The organism is Streptomyces sp. NPDC086989, assembly GCF_044745505.1.
Lineage (GTDB): Bacteria > Actinomycetota > Actinomycetes > Streptomycetales > Streptomycetaceae > Streptomyces.
Genome location: NZ_JBIVAL010000006.1, coordinates 407,966 through 430,023 on the forward strand (window position 1 = coordinate 407,966; position 22,058 = coordinate 430,023).

The window sequence follows — 22,058 nt, forward strand, 5'->3', positions numbered from 1 at the left end:
GGGATCCGGCGGGGGCCTTCGCGATGTCCTGGCGGACCGGGGTGGTCAGCCGGTGAAGGGCTTGACGTCGAGGATCCTGACCGAGGCCTTCTTGCCGTTCGGCAGCTCGTACTCGGCGTCCTCGCCGATCTTCTTGCCCATCACACCGGTGCCCAGCGGCGACTGCGGGGAGTAGGTCTCGAAGTCCGAGGACGCGTACTCGCGCGAGGCGAGCAGGAACGACATCGTGTCGTCCTCGTCGCCGTCGAAGGCGATCGTGACGACCGTGCCGGGCGCGACCTCGCCGTCGGAGGCGGGCGCGGTGCCGACCTTGGCGTTCTCCAGGAGCTGCGTCAGCTGGCGGACGCGGAGCTCCTGCTTGCCCTGCTCCTCCTTGGCCGCGTGGTAACCGCCGTTCTCTCGCAGGTCGCCCTCCTCGCGGGCGGCGGCGATCTTGGTGGCGATCTCCGTGCGTGCGGGACCAGAGAGGTAGTCCAGCTCGGCCTTCAGCTGGTCGTACGCCGCCTGGGTCAGCCAGGTGACGCTCTCGCTCGTCTGGGTCACGGGTGCTCCTCGTCGGTACAGGGGACTACAAAGCCGCCAGCGGCGGGCGAAACCACGAGCCTAACAATTCGGGAAGAAAAGGGGGAGGACACCATGTGTATGAAGTGTGTCATTGGGCCGGTGAGCAGGAAAGAGATCAGTTTTGCGCGGGCGTGGTGCCCGCCGCCCGGCAGCCCACCAGTTCGATCATCGTGGCGCGGCCGGTGGTCTTCAGCGACAGCATCTCGTCCACGCGCGTGCCCTTCTGTGCGAAGGTGAAGTCGGCACGGCCGACCTCGGCGTGGTCCTCGTTCTGGGAGCTCAGGGTGCACACCCCGGTGACCCCGGCGTCCTTGCGCACCTCCAGGTGCACCTTCACCTCGGAGGCCGAGACCACCTGGAACTTGATCACCTCGGCGCTGACGGTCTGACCGGCCACGTAGTCCCAGCCGATCCAGCCGACCAGGCCCAGCAGGCCGACGCCCAGCACCGACCCGACGATCTTGAGTTTCCGGTCCGCACGCTCGTCCGCGGACCGGCCGTACCGGCCCTCGGGGAGCCCCTCGCGCACCGCGCTCATTGATCGTTCCTTTCGGAGGGCCGGAGTCCACAATCCCGGGGGCAGCCCCGGAATTTTCCACCCCCCGATTCGGTCACTATAGGAGGCGTACGCCCTGACGACTCAAAGAGGATCCTGTCTTGACCGAGCAGCTTCGACTGATGGCCGTCCATGCCCACCCCGACGACGAGTCGAGCAAGGGCGCGGCCACCATGGCCAAGTACGTGTCCGAGGGGGTTCCCGTGCTGGTGGTGACCTGCACGGGGGGAGAGCGCGGCTCGATCCTCAACCCCAAGCTCCAGGGTGACAAGTACATCGAGGAGAACATCCACGAGGTCCGCGCCAAGGAGATGGACGAGGCGCGCCAGATCCTCGGCATCGAGCAGGAGTGGCTCGGCTACGTCGACTCCGGCCTGCCGGAGGGCGACCCGCTGCCCCCGCTGCCGGAGGGCTGCTTCGCCCTGGAGGACGTGGACGAGGCGGCCGGCCGCCTGGTGAAGAAGATCCGCGCCTTCCGGCCGCAGGTCATCACCACGTACGACGAGAACGGCGGCTACCCGCACCCCGACCACATCATGACCCACAAGATCTCGATGGTGGCGTTCGACGGGGCCGCCGACACCGAGAAGTACCCGGAGGCCGAGTTCGGCCCGGCGTACCAGCCGCAGAAGCTCTACTACAACCAGGGCTTCAACAAGCCGCGCACCGTCGCCCTGCACGAGGCGCTGCTCTCGCGTGGCATGGAGTCCCCGTACGGGGAGTGGCTGGAGCGCTGGAAGGAGTTCGAGCGGAGCGAGCGGACGCTGACCACGCACGTGCCGTGCGCCGACTTCTTCGAGATCCGTGACAAGGCGCTCATCGCGCACGCCACGCAGATCGACCCGGACGGCGGCTGGTTCCGCGTACCGATGGAGATCCAGAAGGAGGTCTGGCCCACGGAGGAGTACGAGCTCGCGAAGTCGCTCGTGGACACGTCCCTCCCCGAGTCCGACCTCTTCGAGGGCATCCGGGAGAATGCGTAGCCATGAGCGCTACACACGCAGCACTGACCGAGCTCCTTCCGCTCGCGGGTGACACCTTCGACAAGAACAAGGTGACGCCCGGAGTCCTGGGCTTCATCGTGTTCGCGGCCCTCGCCCTGGCGGTGTGGGGTCTGATGAAGTCGATGAGCCGGCACATGGGCCGGGTCGACTTCAAGGAGGCCCCGGAGCCGGCGGCGGCGGGCACCGGTTCCGCCCCGGACCGCACCCCCTAGCCCGGCCGCGACGCCGCCGCGGCGGACCGTCCCGCTCCGCGCCGCGCCGCGCTTCCCCTGCCCGGGGTACGGGGCCGAGAGCGGCCCGCCGCGCAGCCCGCGGCGCCGGACCGACGGCACCGCGCCACGCCAGCTACCGGGCGGCCCACCGCGCCGGGCCGCGCGGGGCGGTCTACCGCGCCGAACCGCGCCGGTGGGGCTGCGCCGGGCGGTCTACCGCCGGACGGTGCCGGTCGGGCTGCGCCGGGCGGTCTACCTCGGCGGGCCGTGCCGGTGGGGCGGCGCTGGGCGCGCCCGGGCGATCTACCGTGCCGGGCCGTGCCCGTCAGAACTGCCGTGTGGGGTGGCCTACCGCGCCGGACCCTGCCGGTCGGGCCAGCCTGCGCCAGCTGATCCTGCGGCGCCCGGCCGCGCCAGCCGGCCCCTGACCGTGCCACCCGACGCCCGACCGCGCCGGCCGGGCTGAGCTGCGCCGCGCCGGGCGGACTGCCTCGTGCGGGGAACGTGGGGAGGGCCGCCATGCCGCGCCGACCGCGTCGACCGCGCCTGCGGCGCCGACCGTGCCAGCCGGGCCTGCGGCCCCCGGCCGTGCCAGCCGACGCCCGGCCGTGCCAGCCGACGCCCGCGCCACTTGGGCCTGCGGCGGCCCGTCGGGGCTGCCGGGTCGGGCGGGGTCTGCCGCGCCGGGCGGTCCGGGGGCCGGGCGGTCCGGGCGGGGGCCGGGCGGGGCCGGGGCCTGCGGGTCAGGCGGCCGGCCAGGACGGTGGCATCGGGACGCCCATGATCTCCCGGGAGTGCAGGTTCGGGACCAGCGCGAGCCGCCACGCCTGCCAGCCCTCCGCCGGGTCCACCCCGCGCCCCAGCACCACCGCGTACGTGTCCAGGCTGTCCTCCAGCCGCCCGTCGCGCATCGGATGCGGCGCCGCGGACAGCCGGGCCAGCTCCGCCCGGGCCTCGTCCACGCCCGCGCCACCCGGCAGCGCGTACGGCAGCAGCGTGCAGCGCAGGAAGCGGGCCCAGTCCTCCCCGCGCCGGTCCCCGTACGAGATGAACAGCCGGGCCGCCTCCTCGCACAGGCCCAGCGCCTGCGACACCCTGCCGTTGCCCCCGTCCACCACCGCCAGCTCCAGGCAGGTCCACGCCTCCCCGTGCGCCAGCCCGATCCGCCGGAAGTCCGCCCGCGCGTCCGTCAGCAGCTGCCGCGCGAACCCGGAGTTCTTCAGGTTCCCCGTCTGCGCCGCCCGCTGGTCGCGCGTCACCCGTCCCGAATGGTGCCGGGCGTGCGCCAGCCCGTACACGTCCCGCATCCGCGAGAACATCGTCCGGGCCCGCTCCAGTTCCCGGACCGCCTGATCGCGCTCGCCGCCCTCCTCCAGCGCCTGCCCGAGGTAGTACAGCGTCCACGCCTCCCCGCGCGCGTCCTCCTGCTCCCGGTGCCGGGCCAGCGCCTCGCGCAGCCGCTCCGCCGCCGGCCCCGGGTCCCCGTCCACGACCCGGGCCCTGCCCAGCTGCGTCAGCGCCCAGGCCTGGCCGCGCTCGTCGCGCGTGCGCCCGTACAGGTCCATGGCCAGCTTCAGCTCCGCCTCCGCCCGCGGCACGTCACCGAGCCGCAGGTACACCTGCCCCAGCTGGAAGTGCGCCCACGCCTCCCCGTGCACGCTCTCGCTCTCCCGGTGCAGCGCCAGCGACTGCTCCAGCAGCTGCATCGCCTCCGCCAGGTGCGCCCGGTCCCGCTCCACCGCCGCCAGGGCGTGCAGCCCCCACGCCCGGTCGCCGGCCAGCTTGTCCGGCTCCTGGAGCACCAGCGCCTCGCGGATGCGGGCCGCGGCCTCCGGGAGCTGCCCCTGGTGGTGCAGCGTGATGCCGAGCGAGATCAGGGCCATGCCCGCGCCCGCGTCCTGCTGGGCCTCCCGGTACTGGTCCACCACCGAGGTCAGCGTGGTCCGGGCCTTGTCGAGCTCGCCGAGCTGGCGCGCCGCGATGCCCGTACGCCACTGCACGGAGCGGACCAGCCGCCCCTGGCCGGGCCGGCCCCCGCGCGCGGCCTCCACCGCCAGCGTCAGCTCGTTGATCTCACCGAGCCGGTAAAGGTCGCCGCGCAGCAGGCAGAAGTCGCACAGCGCGCCCAGCAGGTCGAGCACCGCCTGCTGGTCCACGTCCTCCGAGTGCCGCAGCGCCGCCGTGATGAAGCTCGACTCGTCGTCCAGCCAGCGCAGCGCCGCGTCCAGCGAGGGGAAGCCGTGCCCGCCGAAGTGGTCGGCCCGCGTCGACATCTTCCCGTCGACCATCCGGATCACCGCGTCCGCGAGCTGCGCGTAGTTGCGGATCAGCCGTCCGTGCGCCGCCGAGGACTCGGCCCGGTCCTCGTCCGCCGCGAGCCGCGCCGCCGCGTACGAGCGCACCGCGTCGTGCATCCGGTACCGCTCCCCGCGGACGTGGTCCAGCAGGCCCGCCCGCGCCAGCTCCCGCAGTAACCGCCCCGCCTCCACCCGGTCCGCGTCGATCAGCGCCGCCGCCGCCGACGGGCCGAGCGAGGCCCGGCCGGCCAGCGTGAGCCGCCGCAGCAGCCGGCGCCGCTCCTCGGGCAGGCGTACGTAGGCCAGGCCGAGGGCGTCCTCCAGCGCCCCGGCGCCACCGGGAGCGGCCGGCCCGGCAGAGTCCGCGTCGACGGCGCCGAGCGGGGCCAGGACGCGCAGGGCCAGCGGGAGCCCCCCGCCGAGCGCGAGCAGCCCCCGCAGGGCCTCCTCCCCGTACGGGGACCCGCCGGACCCGCCGGCCGCCTCGGCCCCGGCGCGCACCAGCTCCGCGCCCTCCGCCTCCGGGAGCCGCTCCACCGGCAGCTGGTGCACCCAGGCCGCCAGGTCCGGCAGCTCCAGGGGCTCCCGCGCCGTCACCAGCACCAGGCTCTCCGACCGCTCCGGCACCAGCATCCGGACCTGCGCCGCATCCACCGCGTCGTCCAGCAGCACCGTCACCGGCAGCCCCTGGAGGTGCTGGTGGTACAGCTCCCCGAGGCGCCTGACCTGCTGCTCCGCCGAGGAGCCCTCGCGGAACAGCAGTTGCTCGCGCGGGGCGCCCAGCCGGTTCAGCAGGTGCAGCAGCGCCTCCCGGATCGGCAGCGGAGCCTCCCCGCTGAGCGATCCGCCCCGCAGGTCCACCACACAGGCCCCGCGGAACTGGTCGCGCAGCGCGTCCGCAGCCCGCAGCGCCAGGGCCGTGCGGCCCACGCCCGGCTCGCCGTGCAGCACCACGACCACCGGGCGGGTCTCCGTACTGGCCCGGGCCGCCTGCACCCACTGCGCGATCCGGGTCAGCTCCGCCCGCCGGCCCGTGAAGGAGGCCTCGGGCTGCGGGAGTTGAGCGAAGGACTGCTCCAGCACGCTGCGCCGCCGGGCCTCCGCGCTGCGGTCGGTCCCGCGCAGCCGGGGGACGGCCGTCCGGGAAGTCTCCCGTGGCGCCCGGGCCGCGGCCGCCACCGCGCGCTGCTGTTCCAGGAAGGGGCGGACCCCGCGCACCTCCAGCGCATTCAGCCACTGCAGCCTCAGCTGCTCCGGCCCGCCGGGACGGCCGCGCACCCCGGCCCGCCGGTTCGCCGCCGGCAGGTGCGAGGCGGTCACCTTGGCGACCGTGGCCGCCGCCCCGGCGACACCGGTGACGGCCCCGGCGGCCAGCGCCGTACCCGCCGACACGCCGAAGGACAGGTCGGCCCCGAAGGCGGCAGCCGCCGCGACCGCCGTCACGAGCAGCGCCGCGGACGCGTTCCCGCGCCGGAAGGCCTCGCCGAGGGACTCGTCCCCGGCCGTCGCCTCGTCCAGGGCCCGCACGTACGCCTCGTACTCCTCGGCGGCGCTCGCCGCGAGCGCGTCCAGTGCCTCCAGGCCGCGCGCCAGCAGCGCCGCCCTGTCGACCGGTTGCCCCGCCCCGGCAGCCCGCTGGGCCTCCTCGTCCACGGCCCGCTCCAACAGCCGCTCGGCCTCACCGCGATGGCTGTCCCGCATCGGCATCCCCCTCAAGAGAGCTCCGGCAACGTTCGCCAAGTGTCCGCCGTGACTGCCGCGAGCGCGAGCGAATCTGAGCTAGATCAGAGGGAGTTGGGACATCTTCGACTGCAACCGCGCATATATGTACGCCCGTCCCGGCAACAGCGTGCGCGCGTCGGCCGCGGCCACGAACGGCGTCGACGCCGCAGTCGTCACCGGTGCCGGTGAACCCGCGAACCGAGTGGTCTGCGGTCCTCACACCTCTCTGACGATCACGCGGCTGCCGCAGAGCCTCCCCCTGTGCTGCTTCGACGATGGTCAGCACGGACACGAGAACGGGGACTCCGGCCTGCCGGAACGCCTCGATCCGAGCGGCCATCCTGCGGCCGTTGCGCAGAAGCAGGGACAGTGCCTCGGAGTCGAGCACCAGAGAACGGGCCGGCTGCTCCTTCACGCAGCACCCCGCTCGACGTCCCCGGCGTTCTCGTCCCCGAACAGCTCGCGACGAGCCGCTTCGATCTCCTGCTCGGTCAGCGGGCCGTGATTACAACCGCGACTTCGGGTGGTCAGGCAGCCTTCCCGACCTCACCGGCCACAGGTCACTTCCGCGCAGCTGATCGCCGGACCGGCGGCGGTCTTGAGACGGCCGCCGGGTGGCCCGCCCGCAGGCTCGTTCGGCCGCCTGGCCCGTTGTGCCACGGGCAGGTCCTGTGGCCCCGTGCGCGAGGATGGGTTCATCCCGAACCGCCTCGCGAACGAGACCTCGCCCTATCTGCTCCAGCACGCAGACAACCCCGTCGACTGGTGGCCCTGGTCGCCCGAGGCGTTCGCGGAGGCGATGGAACGGGGCGTGCCGGTCCTGCTCAGCGTGGGCTATAGCTCTTGTCACTGGTGCCAGTGAAGGCACAGACCCAGTAGTCGATTGTGCTTACACGTCTCTGATGATGACGCGCTTGCCGCAGAGCTTCGACCAGTCGTCACGGTCGGAGGTCAGGACGATCACGGGGGCCGGGGCGCGGAGCGCGAGCGCGGCGACGAGGGCGTCGATCGCGTACTTGTGCCCGTGCAGCCCGCCCGCGTCCTGAAGCAGGGCCACTGCGGTCAGCGAGTCCTCCTGGCTGACCGATTCCACCCGCAGCCTCGACAGCACCCACTTCAAGCGCGTCAGATCGGTCTTCCCGTAGACGGCTTCGACAATGGTCAGGGCAGACACGAGGACGGGCACCCCGGCCTGCCGCGATGCCTCAATGCGCGCCGCCATCTTGCGGTCGTTGCGCAGGAGCAGAGAGAGTGCCTCGGAGTCGAGCACCAGCGAACGGGCCGGCTGCTCCTTCACGCAGCGCCCCGATCGAGATCCTGGGCGTTCTCGTCCTCGAACAGCTCGCGGCGAGCGGCTTCGATCTCTTGCTCTGTGAGCTCGCCGTGCACGTCCTCGTGGGACGCCACGATCTCGGCGAGCCCGTCCATGGCGAGCTGGTGCCTGACTGCTTCGGTGATGTAGCTGGACAGGCCGCGACGACCTGTTCGGGTACGGAGCTCAGTGACCAGCTCGGAGGGCATGGACACGGAGATGTTCTCGGTGCTCCCGGCTCGGGTCGGCTTCATGTCCAGAGTGTACGACAACCTTTATTACACCGCGGGCTGAAGAACCGATCCGCGGGCGCCGCCAGTACATCCGCGATCCGGATCGCGCGAGGTCGACAGTTTTCCGAAGCAAGCCCGACCGGGCTTTCCCCGTACTCTGAGGGTGAAGTGATGGGACAGGCCTCTCGGCTCGAGGACGGCAGGCGGGGTGGCCGCGACATGATGATCGACTACAACGTCAGCGATCATTGGCCCGCGGACGCGCCGGACTGGTTGAAGTCCCTCGTCTCGTCCCTCTACCGGCGCCACGGCGGAAGCACCGTTCTGCCTTTGACCGTGATCGTGGACGAGGTCCTTGAATGGCTGGAGCTCGCCAGCGGCGTCGACGCCTGGAAGAACTCGGCCAACCGTGCATCGTTGCGCAGCGATCTGGAGGAGTCCTTGCGGGCACTCGGTCCCGCGCTCCGGGCCCACATCGCCACACCGCTCGCCGATTTCCAAGCCGCCTTCGCGCGGCTCGTCAGCAGTCCCGGAGCTGTCTTGAAGCAGTCGCCGGGCACCCGCACCGATGCGGTCTGGACCGATCTCGCAACGGCCGGGAAGAACCTGCTCGCCGCGCTCGAATCCGACGAAGGTGCCTGCGTCAGCTGGGACGACCTGGTGGCCACGGCGCGGGACCGCACTCTGGCGGGTCGGGAGTACCGCCCGATCGCCGACCTGCTCTTCGACCAGTTGCGGAGGCGCGGCCTCAATGCGGAGGGGATCTTCAGGGGGCTTGTCTCCGTGATGGCGTTCGGCCGGGATCCTGACAACCCTCGGGCTGGTGAGAGGCAGGTACCGCTGCAGGAGCGCATCGCGAGTGCCCGGACGTACGTCGGCAGGCGTGCCGTGGCCGAGCCGGTCGTAGTGTGGCTCGGGTATCAGGGCCGGACGTTCCTGCACCTCTCGGCCGGACGGGTGTCCTTCCTGGACGCCCACTGGGCAGTGCCCAACGCCCAGCCAGGGAGGCAGGACTTCGAGCACAAAGCGGAGCTCTGGGAATTCGTCCGCCACGGTGACCTCTTCAAAGTCGCGGAGCTGGTCGACGAGGAATCCGACGTGGACTTCCTGGTCCGAGTCGACCTCGGTACCACCACGGCAGCCGAGGCCGTGGACCGCGCCGTCCGCACCGTCGAGACGATCATCGACGTCGCCATCCACAATGCAGGCGGGATCCGCCCGTACCTCGTCCAACACGGGCTCCTGTGTTCCGGTCGCCCAAGCTCGCAGAGTTTCATGCTCCCCGGACGCGAGACGGGTTTCCCTGACGACCACTATGGTGCGGGCGTCACCGCCAAGGCGATCGAAGAGCACGGTCCGCGCCTCGCTTCGGCGCTCGCCCGCGAAGACCTGCCCCGGTTCCTCGCCGCCGCGATCGAAGTGCAGACCACCGCTGACCATCCGTTCAGTCGTGACATGGCGATGCGCGAGCCTTCCGCAGCGGACATCCGCAGCGTCATCCCCCTCACGGACCGCGTGGTGCAACACGTCGCGGCGTACGCGGCACTCGCACCGGCCGAGGTGTTCGCTCTGCTCGGCGCGCGCTGGCCACATGCGCGGTGGCTCGCGGATGTGCGACGAGCCGTCGGGATGTGCCTGCTCGGCGGAGGAAACCGGAGTGGTCTGGTCAACGAGCTGACCCGGGAGTGGTTCGCGAACAGTCCGTCGCGCCCATGGATCCTGTTCGTCGCCGACCGCTCCGCCGATCTGCTCTCGCTCTGCCGCATTGAGCACGAGCGCGCCTGGATCACCCGGATGATCTCCAGCGTGAGCGATCACGCGGGATACCGGACCCTGGTCGAGCGGTACGCCGCTCAAGGCATCGTCTTGGAGGGGCGACGGAGCCGCGTGCGCAACGCTCTGGTGCACGGCAATCCCGCCGGTTTCGCGATCGTCGGGTCCGTGCGCGAGTACGCCGAGTTCCTCAGCGGTGGCGCGCTCAACATCGCCCTGGAGTCGTACATCGAGGGCGAAGCGCCTGCCGCAGCCCTCGCCCGGAGGACCGGCGAGTTCACTGCGATGCAGAACGGACAGGACGCCGCCGCCTACTGGAGGGCCCGGTCCGCAGCCCGGACGGCAGCGGGTACGTCCTCGGCGTAGGCACGCGCGACGACGGCCGAGGCGTACCCCGCAACCCCGTTTGCCTGTGGCGCACGGGCAGCGTTCGGGTCGGGTGCGCGAGGATGGGTTCATGCCGAACCGCCTCGCGAACGAGACCTCGCCCTATCTGCTCCAGCACGCAGACAACCCCGTCGACTGGTGGCCCTGGTCGCCCGAGGCGTTCGAGGAGGCGAGGGAACGGGGCGTGCCGGTCCTGCTCAGCGTGGGCTATAGCTCTTGTCACTGGTGCCATGTCATGGCGCACGAGTCCTTCGAGGACGAACTCACCGCCGTCTACATGAACGAGCACTTCGTCAACATCAAGGTGGACCGCGAGGAGCGGCCCGATGTCGACGCCGTTTACATGGAAGCCGTGCAGGCCGCCACCGGGCAGGGGGGATGGCCCATGACCGTCTTCCTCACCGCCGACGCCGAGCCCTTCTACTTCGGGACGTACTTCCCGCCCGAGCCCCGGCACGGGATGCCCTCCTTCATGCAGGTCCTCGAAGGGGTGCGGACCGCCTGGGTGGGGCGGCCCGAGGAGGTGGCCGAGGTCGCGCAGCGGATCGTACGGGACCTCACCGGGCGGCAGTTGGACTACGGGAAGGCCGGCGCGCCCGGTCCCGAGGAGCTGGCGCAGGCGCTGCTCGGGCTGACCCGCGAGTACGACGCCGTCCGCGGAGGGTTCGGCGGCGCGCCGAAGTTCCCGCCGTCCATGGTGCTGGAGTTCCTGCTGCGCCACCACGCCCGCACCGGCGCCGAGGGTGCCCTGCAGATGGCCGCCGACACCTGCGAGGCCATGGCCCGCGGCGGGATCTACGACCAGCTCGGCGGCGGGTTCGCCCGGTACTCCGTGGACCGGGAGTGGGTGGTGCCGCACTTCGAGAAGATGCTGTACGACAACGCGCTGCTGTGCCGGGTGTACGCCCACCTGTGGCGGACCACCGGTTCGGACCTCGCGCGACGCGTCGCGCTGGAGACCGCCGACTTCATGGTGCGCGAGCTGCGCACCGCCGAGGGCGGTTTCGCCTCCGCGCTCGACGCGGACAGCGAGGACCCGCTGACCGGCAAGCACGTCGAGGGGGCCTTCTACGCCTGGACGCCCGCGCAGCTGGCCGAGGTGCTCGGCGAGGCGGACGGGGCGCTGGCCGCCGCGTACTTCGGGGTGACGGACGAGGGCACCTTCGAGCACGGCACCTCGGTGCTCCAGCTGCCGCAGGACGGGCCGGTCGTGGACGCCGCCGTGATCGCCGGCATCCGGGAGCGGCTGTTCGCGGCGCGCGCCGCGCGGCCCGCGCCCGGCCGGGACGACAAGGTCGTCGCCGCGTGGAACGGTCTGGCGATCGCGGCGCTGGCCGAGTGCGGGGCGTACTTCGACCGGCCGGACCTGGTCGAGCGGGCCACCGAGGCCGCCGACCTGCTGGTCCGCGTCCACTTCGACGCGGCCGCCGGGCGGGCCCGGCTGGCCAGGACGAGCAAGGACGGGCGGGTCGGCGGCAACGCCGGGGTGCTGGAGGACTACGGCGACGTGGCCGAGGGCTTCCTCGCGCTGGCGTCGGTGACCGGCGAGGGGGTCTGGCTGGAGTTCGCCGGGTTCCTCGTCGACCTGGTCCTGGACCGGTTCACCGCCGAGGACGGCTCCCTCTACGACACCGCGCACGACGCCGAGCAGCTGATCAGGCGGCCCCAGGACCCGACGGACACCGCGGCCCCCTCCGGCTGGACGGCCGCGGCCGGCGCGCTGCTCTCGTATGCCGCCCACACCGGTTCGCAGGCGCACCGCAGTGCGGCCGAGCGGGCGCTCGGGGTGGTGCACGCGCTGGGTCCGCGCGTCCCGCGCTTCATCGGGCACGGGCTCGCGGTGGCCGAGGCGTTGGCCGACGGTCCGCGCGAGGTGGCCGTGGTGGGTCATCCGGAGGATCCGGCGCTGGCCGTACTGCACCGGACGGCGTTGCTGGGGACGGCTCCCGGGGCGGTCGTGGCAGTCGGTCTGCCGCGGGCGTCCGACGGCAGCGGGGGAGAGTTCCCCCTGCTGGCCGAGCGCACACTCGTACACGACCTTCCGACGGCGTATGTGTGTCGACATTTCGTCTGCGCGCGGCCTACGACAGATCCGGTCGAACTTGCGGACCAGTTGGGTGTGGTTCATCCCTGAATCGATCGGAGTACCGTCAATTCCGGTTGCGTGTCCGGCAGTTCGGAAACACGGTTTTTATCCGCGCGGCTCCTGAGTTTCATTTTCGCTGCCTAGTCTCATGTCCTGCGGGATCAGCTGGGGAGCCCGCGGAGTCGGCGCACCGGGGGGTGCGCCCGAGGGGGAAGCGGGGGCGGGCGGGCCGGGGGGCCCGCCTTGACCCCTGGGGGGTCTGCCGGGCGCCGTCGGGTGTCGCGGCATGTCTGTGGGGGACGTTTTGCTCACCTCTGTCGTCATCGTTCTGATTTCGTTCGCGCTGTTCTGGATGGCCGCGTTCACCCTGTGGTGGCAGATGCACGCGTGGCGAACGCCCGAGACGCTCGCCTCCACCCGGTTCGACCGTCCCGACGGCGAGGGCCGGCTGGCCTTCTCGCTCCTCCTGCCGGCCCGGCATGAGCAGGCGGTCCTTCGGCACACGATCGAGCGGCTGCTCGAATCCGGCCACGGCGACTACGAGATCATCGTCATCGTCGGGCACGACGATCCGGAGACCGCCGCCGTCGCCGCAGCCGCCGCCGCGCTGGCGCCCGAGCGCGTACGGGTCGTCGTCGACCACAACGAGACCAAGAACAAGCCGAAGGCCCTCAACACCGCCCTCCCGCACTGCCGGGGCGACATCGTCGGGGTCTTCGACGCCGAGGACCAGGTCCACCCCGAGCTGCTCTCCCACGTCGACCACGCCTTCCGCTCCACCGCGGCCGACGTGGTCCAGGGCGGGGTCCAGCTCATCAACTTCCACTCCAGCTGGTACAGCCTGCGCAACTGCCTGGAGTACTTCTTCTGGTTCCGCTCGCGGCTGCACCTGCACGCCGAGAAGGGGTTCATCCCGCTCGGCGGCAACACCGTCTTCGTCCGCACCGACGTGCTCCGCGAGGCAGGCGGCTGGGACCAGAACTGCCTGGCCGAGGACTGCGACCTGGGCGTACGCCTGTCCTCGGTCGGCAAGAAGGTGGTCGTCGCCTACGACTGCGACATGGTCACCCGCGAGGAGACGCCCGGCTCGCTGATGAGCCTGCTCAAACAGCGCACCCGCTGGAACCAGGGCTTCCTCCAGGTCTACCGGAAGAAGGACTGGCAGCAGCTGCCCGGCCGGGGCCAGCGCTGGCTGGCCCGCTACACGCTGATGACGCCGTTCATGCAGGCGGCCTCCGGGGTGATCATCCCGCTCAACTTCGCCGTCGCGGTCCTCCTCGACGTACCCGTCGGGATAGCGATCGTCACCTTCCTGCCGATGATCACGGCGATGGTGACGTTCGTCTTCGAGATCGTCGGCCTGCACGACTTCGGCCGCCAGTACGGCCTGCGCGTCCGCCTCGTGCACTACCTCAAGCTCGTCGTCGGCGGCCCGTTCTACCAGGTGATGCTCGCGGGCGCGGCGATCCGCGCGGTCTGGCGCGAGCAGCGCGGCCGCAACGAGTGGGAGCTGACCAGCCACACCGGCGCCCACCTCGCTCCGATCGGCGCCACCGCCGGCGTGTCCACCGCCGGCGCGTCCACCGCGATCCGAGAGGACAGCCACCAGTGACCGCCACCCTGCCCACGGCCACTGATCCCCGGCCCGGCCCCGCCACGGCCACCGCACCCCTGGTCCCGCAGCAGCGGACCCGTCCCGGCGGACTCGGGGTGCGGCCGCCCGCCCCGGCCCACCCCCTGCTGCGCCTGCGCTCCTCCCGCTCCGACCTGCTGCTGTGCGCGGTCGTCCTGCTCGCGATCGTCCTCGTCCAGGGCTGGAACATCACACGGTTCCCGACCCTGAGTGACGACGAGGGCACCTACCTCGCCCAGGCGTGGGCCGTCCAGCAGGGCGACGGCCTCGCGCACTACACGTACTGGTACGACCACCCGCCGCTGGGCTGGATACAGATAGCCGGGCTCACGTACCTGCCGTCCCTGTTCGTACCCGACTGGATGACCGTCGCGCCGATGCGCCTGTCGATGGTCGCCGTCTCCGCCGTCAGCTCCGTGCTGATCTACGTCCTCGCCCGCCGGCTGTGGCTGCCGCGCTGGGCGTCCGGGCTCGCGATGGCCCTCTTCGGGCTCTCCCCGCTCTCCGTGGTGCTCCAGCGGGAGATCTTCCTCGACAACCTCGCCGTGATGTGGATGCTGCTGGCCTTCTGCCTGGCCGCGTCCCCCAGCCGCCACCTGTGGCACCACTTCGGGTCGGGACTCGCGGCCGCCACCGCAGTCCTGACCAAAGAGACGATGCTGGTGGTGCTCCCGGCGCTGCTGGTGACGATGTGGCGTCACAGCCACCGGGACACCCGCAAGTTCGCCGTCACCGGCGCGATCACCGCCTGCCTGCTCATCGGGCTCTCGTACCCCCTGTACGCGCTGCTCAACAACGAGCTGCTGCCCGGCGCCGGACACGTCTCGCTGATCGACGGCATCACCTACCAGATGAGCCGGCCGGGCTCGGGCTTCATCCTCAGCCCCGGCTCCGGTTCGAACGGCGTGCTCCGGTCCTGGCTGTACTACGACACCGTCCTGCCGCTCGGCGGGCTGGCCGGGGCGCTCCTGCTGCTCGCCACCCTCAGGTGGTCGGTCACCGCCCGCGCGCTCGCCGGCCCGGCGCTCGCCGCCGTCCTCCTCGCCGCCGTCGCGATGAGGCCCTCCGGCTACCTGCCCGCGATGTACGTGATCCAGGCGCTGCCGTTCCTCGCGCTGGTCCTCGCCGGGGGCGCGGCGAGCGTCACGCACGCCGTGCTGAGCCGCCGCCGCGCGCCGGGGGAGCGCCGGCCCCTCACCCACGGGCGCCGGGTGCTGGTCGGCGTGCTCGCCGCGGCCGCCGCGGTGTACGTCCTGCCCCGCTGGTACGACGGCGACCGCACCGCGCTCACGGCCGACGCGAACGCCCCGTACCGGCAGGCCGCCGCCTGGCTCGGCCGCGAGGTCCCCGACCCGGCCCGCACCCGGGTCCTGGTCGACGACGCGCTCTGGCTGGACGCCGTCCACCACGGCTTCGAGCCGGGCCTCGGCGCGATCTGGTTCTACAAGGCCGACCTCGACCCCGCCGTCACCGGAACGCTGCCGGGCGGCTGGCGGGCCATCGACTACGTGGTCTCCTCGCCCACCGTCCGCCGGGACGCGGTGGACCTGCCCAACGTGAAGGCCGCGCTGGAGCATTCGGCCGTGGTGGCCGTCTTCGGCTCCGGCGAGGACCGCATCGAGATCCGCCGGACCGGCTCCGCCGACCGCCAGAGTGGGAGCTGATCCGCCATGAGCGAGGACCTGCGGACCCCGCGCGCCCTCAGCGATCCGGAACTCTCCATCGCGGAGGAGGGGCCGGCGGCGGGCAGCGTCACCCTCGTCATCCCGACCTTCAACGAGGCGGGGAACATCGGCGAGTTGCTGGCCCGGCTCGCCGACGCCCTCCCCACCGGCCCGGCCTGCGAGGTCCTGTTCGTGGACGACTCCACGGACGACACCCCGGCCGTCATCGAGAAGGCCGCCCTCGACCTGCCCTTCCCGGTCGCCGTCCTGCACCGCGAGAGCGCGGACGGCGGCCTCGGCGGCGCGGTCGTCGAGGGCGTCAGACGGGCGGACGGCGACTGGATCGTCGTCATGGACGCCGACCTCCAGCACCCGCCCCACCTGGTGCCCGAGCTCGTCGGCGCGGGCGAACGCACCGGCGCCGGACTCGTCGTCGCCTCCCGCTACCTGCCCGGCGCAAGCCCCGCCGGACTCGCCGGGAGCCACCGCATCGCCGTCTCGCGCGCCGCGACCTGGCTCGCCAAGGGGCTCTTCCCGCGCGCCCTGCGCCAGATCAGCGACCCGATGAGCGGCTTCTTCGCCATCCGCCGCCCGCTCGTCACCACCGACGCCCTCGCCCCCCTCGGCTACAAGATCCTGCTGGAACTGGCGGTGCGCTGCCGCCCCGACCGGGTCGCCGAGGTGCCGTTCGTCTTCCAGGACCGCCACTGCGGAGCGTCCAAGTCCGGGGCCCGCGAGGGGCTGCGCTTCCTCGCCCACCTCGCCCTCCTGCGCTCCTCGACCCCGCCCGCCCGGATGATCGGCTTCGGACTGATCGGGCTCTCCGGCTTCGTCCCGAACCTGTTCGCGCTGTGGCTGCTCACGCACACCGGGGTGCACTACCTGCCGGCCGAGATCGCCGCCAACCAGGCCGGGGTGCTCTGGAACTTCGCCCTCGTCGAAGCCCTGCTCTTCCGCGACCGGCGCCGCCACCGGCACTGGGCGGACCGGGTCGGGCGGTTCGCCCTGCTGGCCAACGCCGACCTGCTGCTGCGCATCCCGTTGATTGCCCTGTTCGTCGGGCGGCTGGGCATGCAGGTGCTGCCCGCCACCGCACTCGCCCTGGTCACCACCTTCGTCCTGCGCTTCGCGGCCACCGAGGCCCTCGTCTACATGCCGCGTCCCGCCCGTACCGCCCGTACCACGAAGAGCTGAGCCGCACCGCACAGAAGGGAACCGTCCATGCCAGCGAACTTCCGGCGGAGGGCCGGGCGGCGCGCCGCCGTGGCCGCCGTCGGGGCGATGACCGCGGGCCTGCTGTTCACCGCACCGCAGCAGGCCACGGCCGGACCGCCCAATCTGCTCACCAACGCCGGTTTCGAGACCGCGGGCGCCCCCGGCGACGACATGCCGTCCTGCTGGGAGAAGTCCGGCTGGGGCGACAACGACTTCACCTTCGCCACCGTCGCCGACGCCCACAGCGGCAGCAAGGCCATGAAGGTCTCGCTCACCCGCCGCCTCAGCGGCGACCGCAAGGCCCTGGTCACCGAGAACACTGCCTGCGCACCGACGGTCGTCCCGGGCAAGCAGTACGACCTGTCGGCCTGGTACAAGTCGAACACCCCGGACGTGTCGGTGACCGTGTTCCGCCACGACGCGACCGCGGGCTGGCAGTACTGGACCGACCTGCAGAACCCGCCGGTCAGCGCGGGATGGGCGCGCACACAGGTCCGTACGCCCGCGGTCCCGCCCGGCACCGACAAGATCACGTGGGGGCTCTCGGTCTACGGGGTGGGCACCCTCACCTCTGACGACTACGCGCTGGAGGAGGTCGGTGCGGTCCCGCCGCAGCCGGGCTGCACGGGCACGCCCGACGAGTGCGCCAAGGGCAGGTGGGAGGTGATCCCGGCCAAGAACCCGGTGCGTTCGATGCACGCCGTGGTGTTGCGTGGGGGCACCTCCCAGGCCGGAGGCGCTGGGGGAGGCAAGGTGCTGCTGATCGCCGGCTCGGGCAACGACATCGCCCAGTTCAACGCCGGCACGTTCACCTCGGCCGTGTACGACCCGGCGAACGGGTCGTTCAAGACGATCCCGACGCCGGTGGACATGTTCTGCTCGGGGCACGTGCAGCTGTCGGACGGCCGGGTGCTCGTGATGAGCGGGAACAAGGGGTACCCGTCCGCCGACGGCAAGACCGGCTACCAGGGGCTGAGGGACAGTTACGTCTTCGACCCGGCGACCGAGACGTACACGAAGACCAACGACCTGAACGGCGGGCACTGGTACCCGTCGGCGACGGTCCTCGGCAACGGTGACGTGATCACCTTCGGCGGGCTGAAGGAAGACTCGACGGGCAACGTGACCGCGGAGAGGTTCTCGGCGGCGCAGGGCAAGTGGCTGCCGCTGAACGAGGTCAACCAGACCTGGTCCTACTGGGGCCTGTACCCGTCGATGATCCTGATGCAGGACGGGCGGCTCTTCTACTCGGGCAGCCACACCTTCGGCAACGGCACCCAGGGCAGCGGCGCGTCGATCTACGACTACAACGCGAACACGATCACGGACGTGCCCGGACTGCGCAAGAAGGACGAGCGCGACGAGTCGGCGAGCGTGCTGCTGCCGCCCGCGCAGGACCAGCGGGTCCTGACCGTCGGCGGCGGCAACAACGAGTCCAACCCGGCGGCGAACCGGCTCACCGAACTGATCGACCTGAAGGCGGCGAGCCCCGGCTACACCGCCGGCCCCGACCTGCCGCAGGGCCTGGTCGACGTGGGAGGCGTCAGGCGGGCTCAGACCGGGGCCGAGGGCAAGATGTACGTGTCGGCCGTACTGCTGCCTGACGGCAAGGTGCTGGAGACCGGCGGCGGACTGCACGACCGGGCCGACCCGGTGTACGAGGCCTCGTTCTTCGACCCGGCGACCAACACGTACAGGGCCGGGCTGCCGGCCGACCCGATCCCGCGGACCTACCACTCGGCGGCGTTCCTGCTGCCCGACGGGCGGGTCATGGCGGTCGGCGACAACCCGGGCAACGGCACGTACAACGACAACGTGTCGATCTACACCCCGCCCTACCTCTTCAAGGGCGCCCGCCCGAAGCTCACCTCGGTGATCGACACGCAGTGGCTGTACGGGGACACGCAGCGCATCACCGTCGACCGGCCGATCGCCAAGGCGGAGCTGATCCGACCGGCGGCGGTCACGCACTCCTCGGACCCGAACCAGCGGTTCGTGGACCTGCCGATGTCCGTGGTCAACAACACGACCGTCGACCTCAACGTCACCAGCAACCCCAACCTGGCACCGCCCGGCTGGTACATGCTCTTCGGCGTCGACGCGAACGGCGTCCCGTCCCTGGCGACCTGGGTGCACCTGGGTGGCCCGTCGGCTCTCGCGGCCACGCAGGAGGCCCCCTCCCCGCACGTCCACGAGTTCGCGGACGCACCGCAGGCGGCCCCGCAGCAGAACCCCGCGAAGCGGGACTCGGTGCCCGTCGCCCCGGCCGTGGCCGGCTGCGACCGGCACTACGGCACGGTCAACCAGTGCGTCCCGACGAGGTTCCCGGCGGAGGTGAGGGAGACGACCAAGGCTCGCTGCGACTGGCTGGCCTCGCACCAGTACCCGAAGCGCATGAGGGTCAACGGCAGCGACCCCCTGCGCCTGGACCCCGACGGCGACGGCTACGCCTGCACCTGACCCTCACCGCCCGCACGCACGGAGCCCCGCCGCCGACCGCGACGGGGCTCCGCCTCGGTTCCCCCGCGACGAGGGCCGCTCCCGCGCCGCCCGCAACCGCCGCGTGCAGCTTGCAGGTCCACCCCGTCCGGTCGGCCTGGCCCCTCACACGGGCGGATTCAGTGCTGGTAGGCCACCAGGGAGATGCCGACGTAGTGGGCCACGAACGCGGCCAGGGTCAGGGAGTGGAAGACCTCGTGGAAGCCGAAGAAGCGGGGGGAGGGGTTCGGGCGCTTGATGCCGTAGATGACGCCGCCCGCGCTGTAGAGGAGCCCGCCGACGATCACCAGGACCAGGACCGCGACACCGCCGGTGCGCATGAAGTCGGGCAGGAAGAAGACCGCCGCCCAGCCCATCGCTATGTAGCAGGGGGTGTACAGCCAGCGCGGGGCGCCGACCCAGAAGACGCGGAAGGCGATGCCGGCCGCGGCCGCGGTCCACACCGCCCACAGGAGCGTCCGTCCGGTGGAGGGCGGGAGCAGCAGCACCGTCAGCGGGGTATACGTCCCCGCGATGATCAGAAAGATGTTGGCGTGGTCGAGACGCCGCAGGATCGCCTCGCCCCGGGGGCCCCAGGTGCCGCGGTGGTACACCGCGCTGACGCCGAACAGCAGGCAGGCCGTGAGGATGTACACGCCGCACGCGACCCTGGCCCGGGTCGACTCGGTGAAGGCCAGCAGCGCCAGGCCGGCGACGATCACTGCGGGGAACATCCCCGTGTGCAGCCAGCCGCGCATCAGCGGCTTGGCTTCCGGTGCCTCGGCAAGTGCCTCGGGTGCCTCAGTTGCGACCGGCACGGCGTCGACCGGCACGGCGGCGGCGTCAGAAGTCATGACCGCCATGCTACCTACGGGTGCGTAGGTTTCCGTTAGTGCGCTTTACGGAAGATTGACGGGAGTGGCGATGCTCACGTGAGAGGCCCCCTGGACATATGCGCACATCCACCGGATGATCAGATGAGTGCGGTCGGCACCGGATGAGCGGAGCGCGAAGCGTCCGGGTCGCAGCCCCCACGGGGCAAACACCAAACACACCCCTCAACAAGGAGCAATCGTGGCGCGCGACAACGCGGCTCCCACTTCCATCCCGACGACCCACCAGGAACTGATCTCCTGGGTGGACGAGATCGCAGCGATCACCGAGCCCGACCGGGTCGTCTGGTGTGACGGCTCCGAGGCCGAGTACGAGCGCCTGTGCGAGGAGCTCGTCGCCAAGGGCACGTTCAAGAAGCTGGACGAGGGCAAGCGCCCCAACTCGTACTACGCCGCCTCCGACCCGTCCGACGTCGCGCGCGTCGAGGACCGGACCTTCATCTGCTCCGAGAAGGAGGAGGACGCGGGCCCGACCAACCACTGGAAGGCCCCGGCGGAGATGAAGGAGCTCTTCGCGGGAGAGAAGGGCATCTTCCGCGGCTCCATGAAGGGCCGGACGATGTACGTCGTCCCCTTCTGCATGGGTCCCCTCGGCTCCGAGCTCTCCGCGATCGGCGTCGAGATCACCGACTCCGCCTACGTCGCGGTCGCCATGCGCACCATGACCCGCATGGGCCGGCCCGTCCTCGACGAGCTCGGCTCCGACGGGTTCTTCGTCAAGGCCGTCCACACCCTCGGCGCTCCGCTCGCCGAGGGCCAGGCCGACGTGCCGTGGCCGTGCAACACCACCAAGTACATCTCGCACTTCCCGGAGACCCGCGAGATCTGGTCCTACGGCTCGGGCTACGGCGGCAACGCCCTGCTCGGCAAGAAGTGCTACGCGCTGCGCATCGCGTCCGTCATGGCCCGCGACGAGGGCTGGCTCGCCGAGCACATGCTGATCCTCAAGCTCACCCCGCCGCAGGGTGAGGCGAAGTACGTCGCCGCCGCGTTCCCGAGCGCCTGCGGCAAGACGAACCTGGCCATGCTGGAGCCCACGATCCCCGGCTGGACGGTCGAGACGATCGGCGACGACATCGCCTGGATGCGCTTCGGCGAGGACGGTCGCCTGTACGCGATCAACCCCGAGGCCGGCTTCTTCGGCGTCGCGCCCGGCACCGGCGAGCACACCAACGCCAACGCCATGAAGACGATGTACGCGAACACCGTCTTCACCAACGTGGCGCTCACGCCCGACGGCGGCGACGTGTGGTGGGAGGGCATGACCGAGGAGGCGCCCGCGCACCTCATCGACTGGAAGGGCAACGCCTGGACCCCGGAGTCCGCCAGCCCGGCGGCCCACCCCAACGCCCGCTTCGCCGTCCCGGCCTCCCAGTGCCCGACGATCGCCCCCGAGTGGGAGGACCCCAAGGGCGTCCCGATCTCCGCGATCCTCTTCGGCGGCCGCCGCGCCTCCGCGGTCCCGCTGGTCACCGAGTCCTTCGACTGGAACCACGGCGTCTTCATCGGTTCGAACATCGCCTCCGAGAAGACCGCCGCCGCCGAGGGCAAGGTCGGCGAGCTGCGCCGCGACCCGTTCGCCATGCTGCCGTTCTGCGGTTACAACATGGGCGACTACATGGCCCACTGGATCAAGGTCGGGGCGTCCGCGGACGCCGCGAAGCTCCCGAAGATCTACTACGTGAACTGGTTCCGCAAGAACGACGCGGGCAAGTTCGTGTGGCCCGGGTTCGGCGAGAACAGCCGCGTCCTGAAGTGGATCGTCGAGCGCCTCGACGGCACGGCCGAGGGCGTCGAGACCCCCATCGGCATCCTGCCGACCGTGGACTCCCTGGACACCGACGGCCTGGACATCCCGGCCGAGGACCTGGACTTCCTCCTCACCGTCGACAAGGAGGTCTGGCGCGAGGAGGCCGCCCTGGTCCCCGAGCACCTGAACACCTACGGCGACCACACCCCCAAGGAGCTGTGGGACCAGTACCACGCGCTCGTCGAGCGCCTGGGCTGAGCCGTGCCCGCCCTGCCACCG

General features: G+C 71.6%; 15 protein-coding genes and 2 pseudogenes. 10 read left to right on the top strand and 7 right to left on the bottom strand.

What is annotated here, in order from left to right:
* Nucleotides 1-45 precede the first annotated feature (45 nt).
* Both greA and ACIPK4_RS17480 read right to left on the bottom strand, forming a co-directional pair.
* Complete coding sequence (gene greA / locus ACIPK4_RS17475) at nt 46-543, bottom strand: transcription elongation factor GreA (RefSeq protein ID WP_376199894.1); 498 nt, start codon at nt 541-543, stop codon at nt 46-48.
* Nucleotides 544-679: 136 nt separating this feature from the next.
* On the bottom strand, nt 680-1,102 hold the full coding sequence (locus ACIPK4_RS17480; RefSeq protein WP_402313477.1) for a DUF4307 domain-containing protein: 423 nt from the start codon (nt 1,100-1,102) through the stop codon (nt 680-682).
* A gap of 119 nt (nt 1,103-1,221) precedes the next feature.
* On the opposite strand from ACIPK4_RS17480, the gene mca reads away from it, so the two are divergent.
* Together mca and ACIPK4_RS17490 are read left to right on the top strand one after the other, a co-directional pair.
* Nucleotides 1,222-2,103, top strand: a complete 882-nt coding sequence (gene mca / locus ACIPK4_RS17485) for a mycothiol conjugate amidase Mca (protein ID WP_376199890.1) — start codon at nt 1,222-1,224, stop codon at nt 2,101-2,103.
* A 2-nt stretch (nt 2,104-2,105) separates the two neighbouring features.
* On the top strand, nt 2,106-2,336 hold the full coding sequence (locus ACIPK4_RS17490) for a hypothetical protein (protein WP_376199887.1): 231 nt from the start codon (nt 2,106-2,108) through the stop codon (nt 2,334-2,336).
* Between the two features lie 743 nt (nt 2,337-3,079).
* Here the strand turns inward: ACIPK4_RS17490 and ACIPK4_RS17495 are convergent.
* Nucleotides 3,080-6,334 carry a tetratricopeptide repeat protein gene (locus tag ACIPK4_RS17495; protein WP_402313479.1) on the bottom strand — a complete coding sequence of 1,085 codons (3,255 nt, stop codon included), beginning with the start codon at nt 6,332-6,334 and terminating at the stop codon, nt 3,080-3,082.
* 274 nt (nt 6,335-6,608) lie between these two features.
* Nucleotides 6,609-6,770: pseudogene (locus tag ACIPK4_RS17500) on the bottom strand (DNA-binding protein); the annotation flags it as partial.
* Nucleotides 6,771-7,052: 282 nt separating this feature from the next.
* On the opposite strand from ACIPK4_RS17500, the pseudogene ACIPK4_RS17505 reads away from it, so the two are divergent.
* A pseudogene (locus ACIPK4_RS17505) lies at nt 7,053-7,211 on the top strand (DUF255 domain-containing protein); the annotation flags it as partial.
* 33 nt (nt 7,212-7,244) lie between these two features.
* Here ACIPK4_RS17505 and ACIPK4_RS17510 read toward each other — a convergent pair.
* Together ACIPK4_RS17510 and ACIPK4_RS17515 are read right to left on the bottom strand one after the other, a co-directional pair.
* Nucleotides 7,245-7,652: a PIN domain-containing protein gene (locus ACIPK4_RS17510; RefSeq protein WP_402313481.1), complete on the bottom strand. Its 408-nt coding sequence runs from the start codon at nt 7,650-7,652 to the stop codon at nt 7,245-7,247.
* Nucleotides 7,649-7,921 carry a hypothetical protein gene (locus ACIPK4_RS17515; protein WP_402313482.1) on the bottom strand — a complete coding sequence of 91 codons (273 nt, stop codon included), beginning with the start codon at nt 7,919-7,921 and terminating at the stop codon, nt 7,649-7,651. Before ACIPK4_RS17515 ends, ACIPK4_RS17510 begins: the two co-directional genes overlap by 4 nt.
* A gap of 198 nt (nt 7,922-8,119) precedes the next feature.
* On the opposite strand from ACIPK4_RS17515, the gene ACIPK4_RS17520 reads away from it, so the two are divergent.
* The 6 genes from ACIPK4_RS17520 to ACIPK4_RS17545 all read left to right on the top strand — a co-directional run bounded on the left by ACIPK4_RS17520 (nt 8,120) and on the right by ACIPK4_RS17545 (nt 19,118).
* Nucleotides 8,120-10,039, top strand: coding sequence for a hypothetical protein (locus tag ACIPK4_RS17520; RefSeq protein ID WP_402313484.1), 1,920 nt, complete (start codon nt 8,120-8,122; stop codon nt 10,037-10,039).
* A gap of 91 nt (nt 10,040-10,130) precedes the next feature.
* A complete protein-coding gene (locus tag ACIPK4_RS17525; RefSeq protein WP_402313486.1) occupies nt 10,131-12,194 on the top strand; it encodes a thioredoxin domain-containing protein in 2,064 nt (687 codons plus the stop codon).
* A 238-nt stretch (nt 12,195-12,432) separates the two neighbouring features.
* Entirely contained in the window at nt 12,433-13,758 is a 1,326-nt protein-coding gene (locus tag ACIPK4_RS17530; RefSeq protein WP_402313488.1) for a glycosyltransferase, read from the top strand.
* Nucleotides 13,755-15,443: an ArnT family glycosyltransferase gene (locus tag ACIPK4_RS17535; protein ID WP_402313490.1), complete on the top strand. Its 1,689-nt coding sequence runs from the start codon at nt 13,755-13,757 to the stop codon at nt 15,441-15,443. Before ACIPK4_RS17530 ends, ACIPK4_RS17535 begins: the two co-directional genes overlap by 4 nt.
* A 6-nt stretch (nt 15,444-15,449) precedes the next feature.
* A complete protein-coding gene (locus ACIPK4_RS17540; RefSeq protein WP_402313491.1) occupies nt 15,450-16,637 on the top strand; it encodes a glycosyltransferase in 1,188 nt (395 codons plus the stop codon).
* A gap of 27 nt (nt 16,638-16,664) precedes the next feature.
* The gene (locus ACIPK4_RS17545) at nt 16,665-19,118 is read left to right on the top strand and encodes a galactose oxidase-like domain-containing protein (protein WP_402313493.1); all 2,454 of its coding nucleotides are present in this window, start codon (nt 16,665-16,667) and stop codon (nt 19,116-19,118) included.
* A 158-nt stretch (nt 19,119-19,276) separates the two neighbouring features.
* On the opposite strand, the gene ACIPK4_RS17550 is transcribed toward ACIPK4_RS17545, so the two are convergent.
* Entirely contained in the window at nt 19,277-19,999 is a 723-nt protein-coding gene (locus tag ACIPK4_RS17550; protein WP_402313495.1) for a hemolysin III family protein, read from the bottom strand.
* A gap of 211 nt (nt 20,000-20,210) precedes the next feature.
* Here ACIPK4_RS17550 and ACIPK4_RS17555 point away from each other — a divergent pair, with 211 nt between their 5' ends.
* Nucleotides 20,211-22,037: a phosphoenolpyruvate carboxykinase (GTP) gene (locus ACIPK4_RS17555; RefSeq protein WP_402313497.1), complete on the top strand. Its 1,827-nt coding sequence runs from the start codon at nt 20,211-20,213 to the stop codon at nt 22,035-22,037.
* Nucleotides 22,038-22,058: the final 21 nt, after the last annotated feature.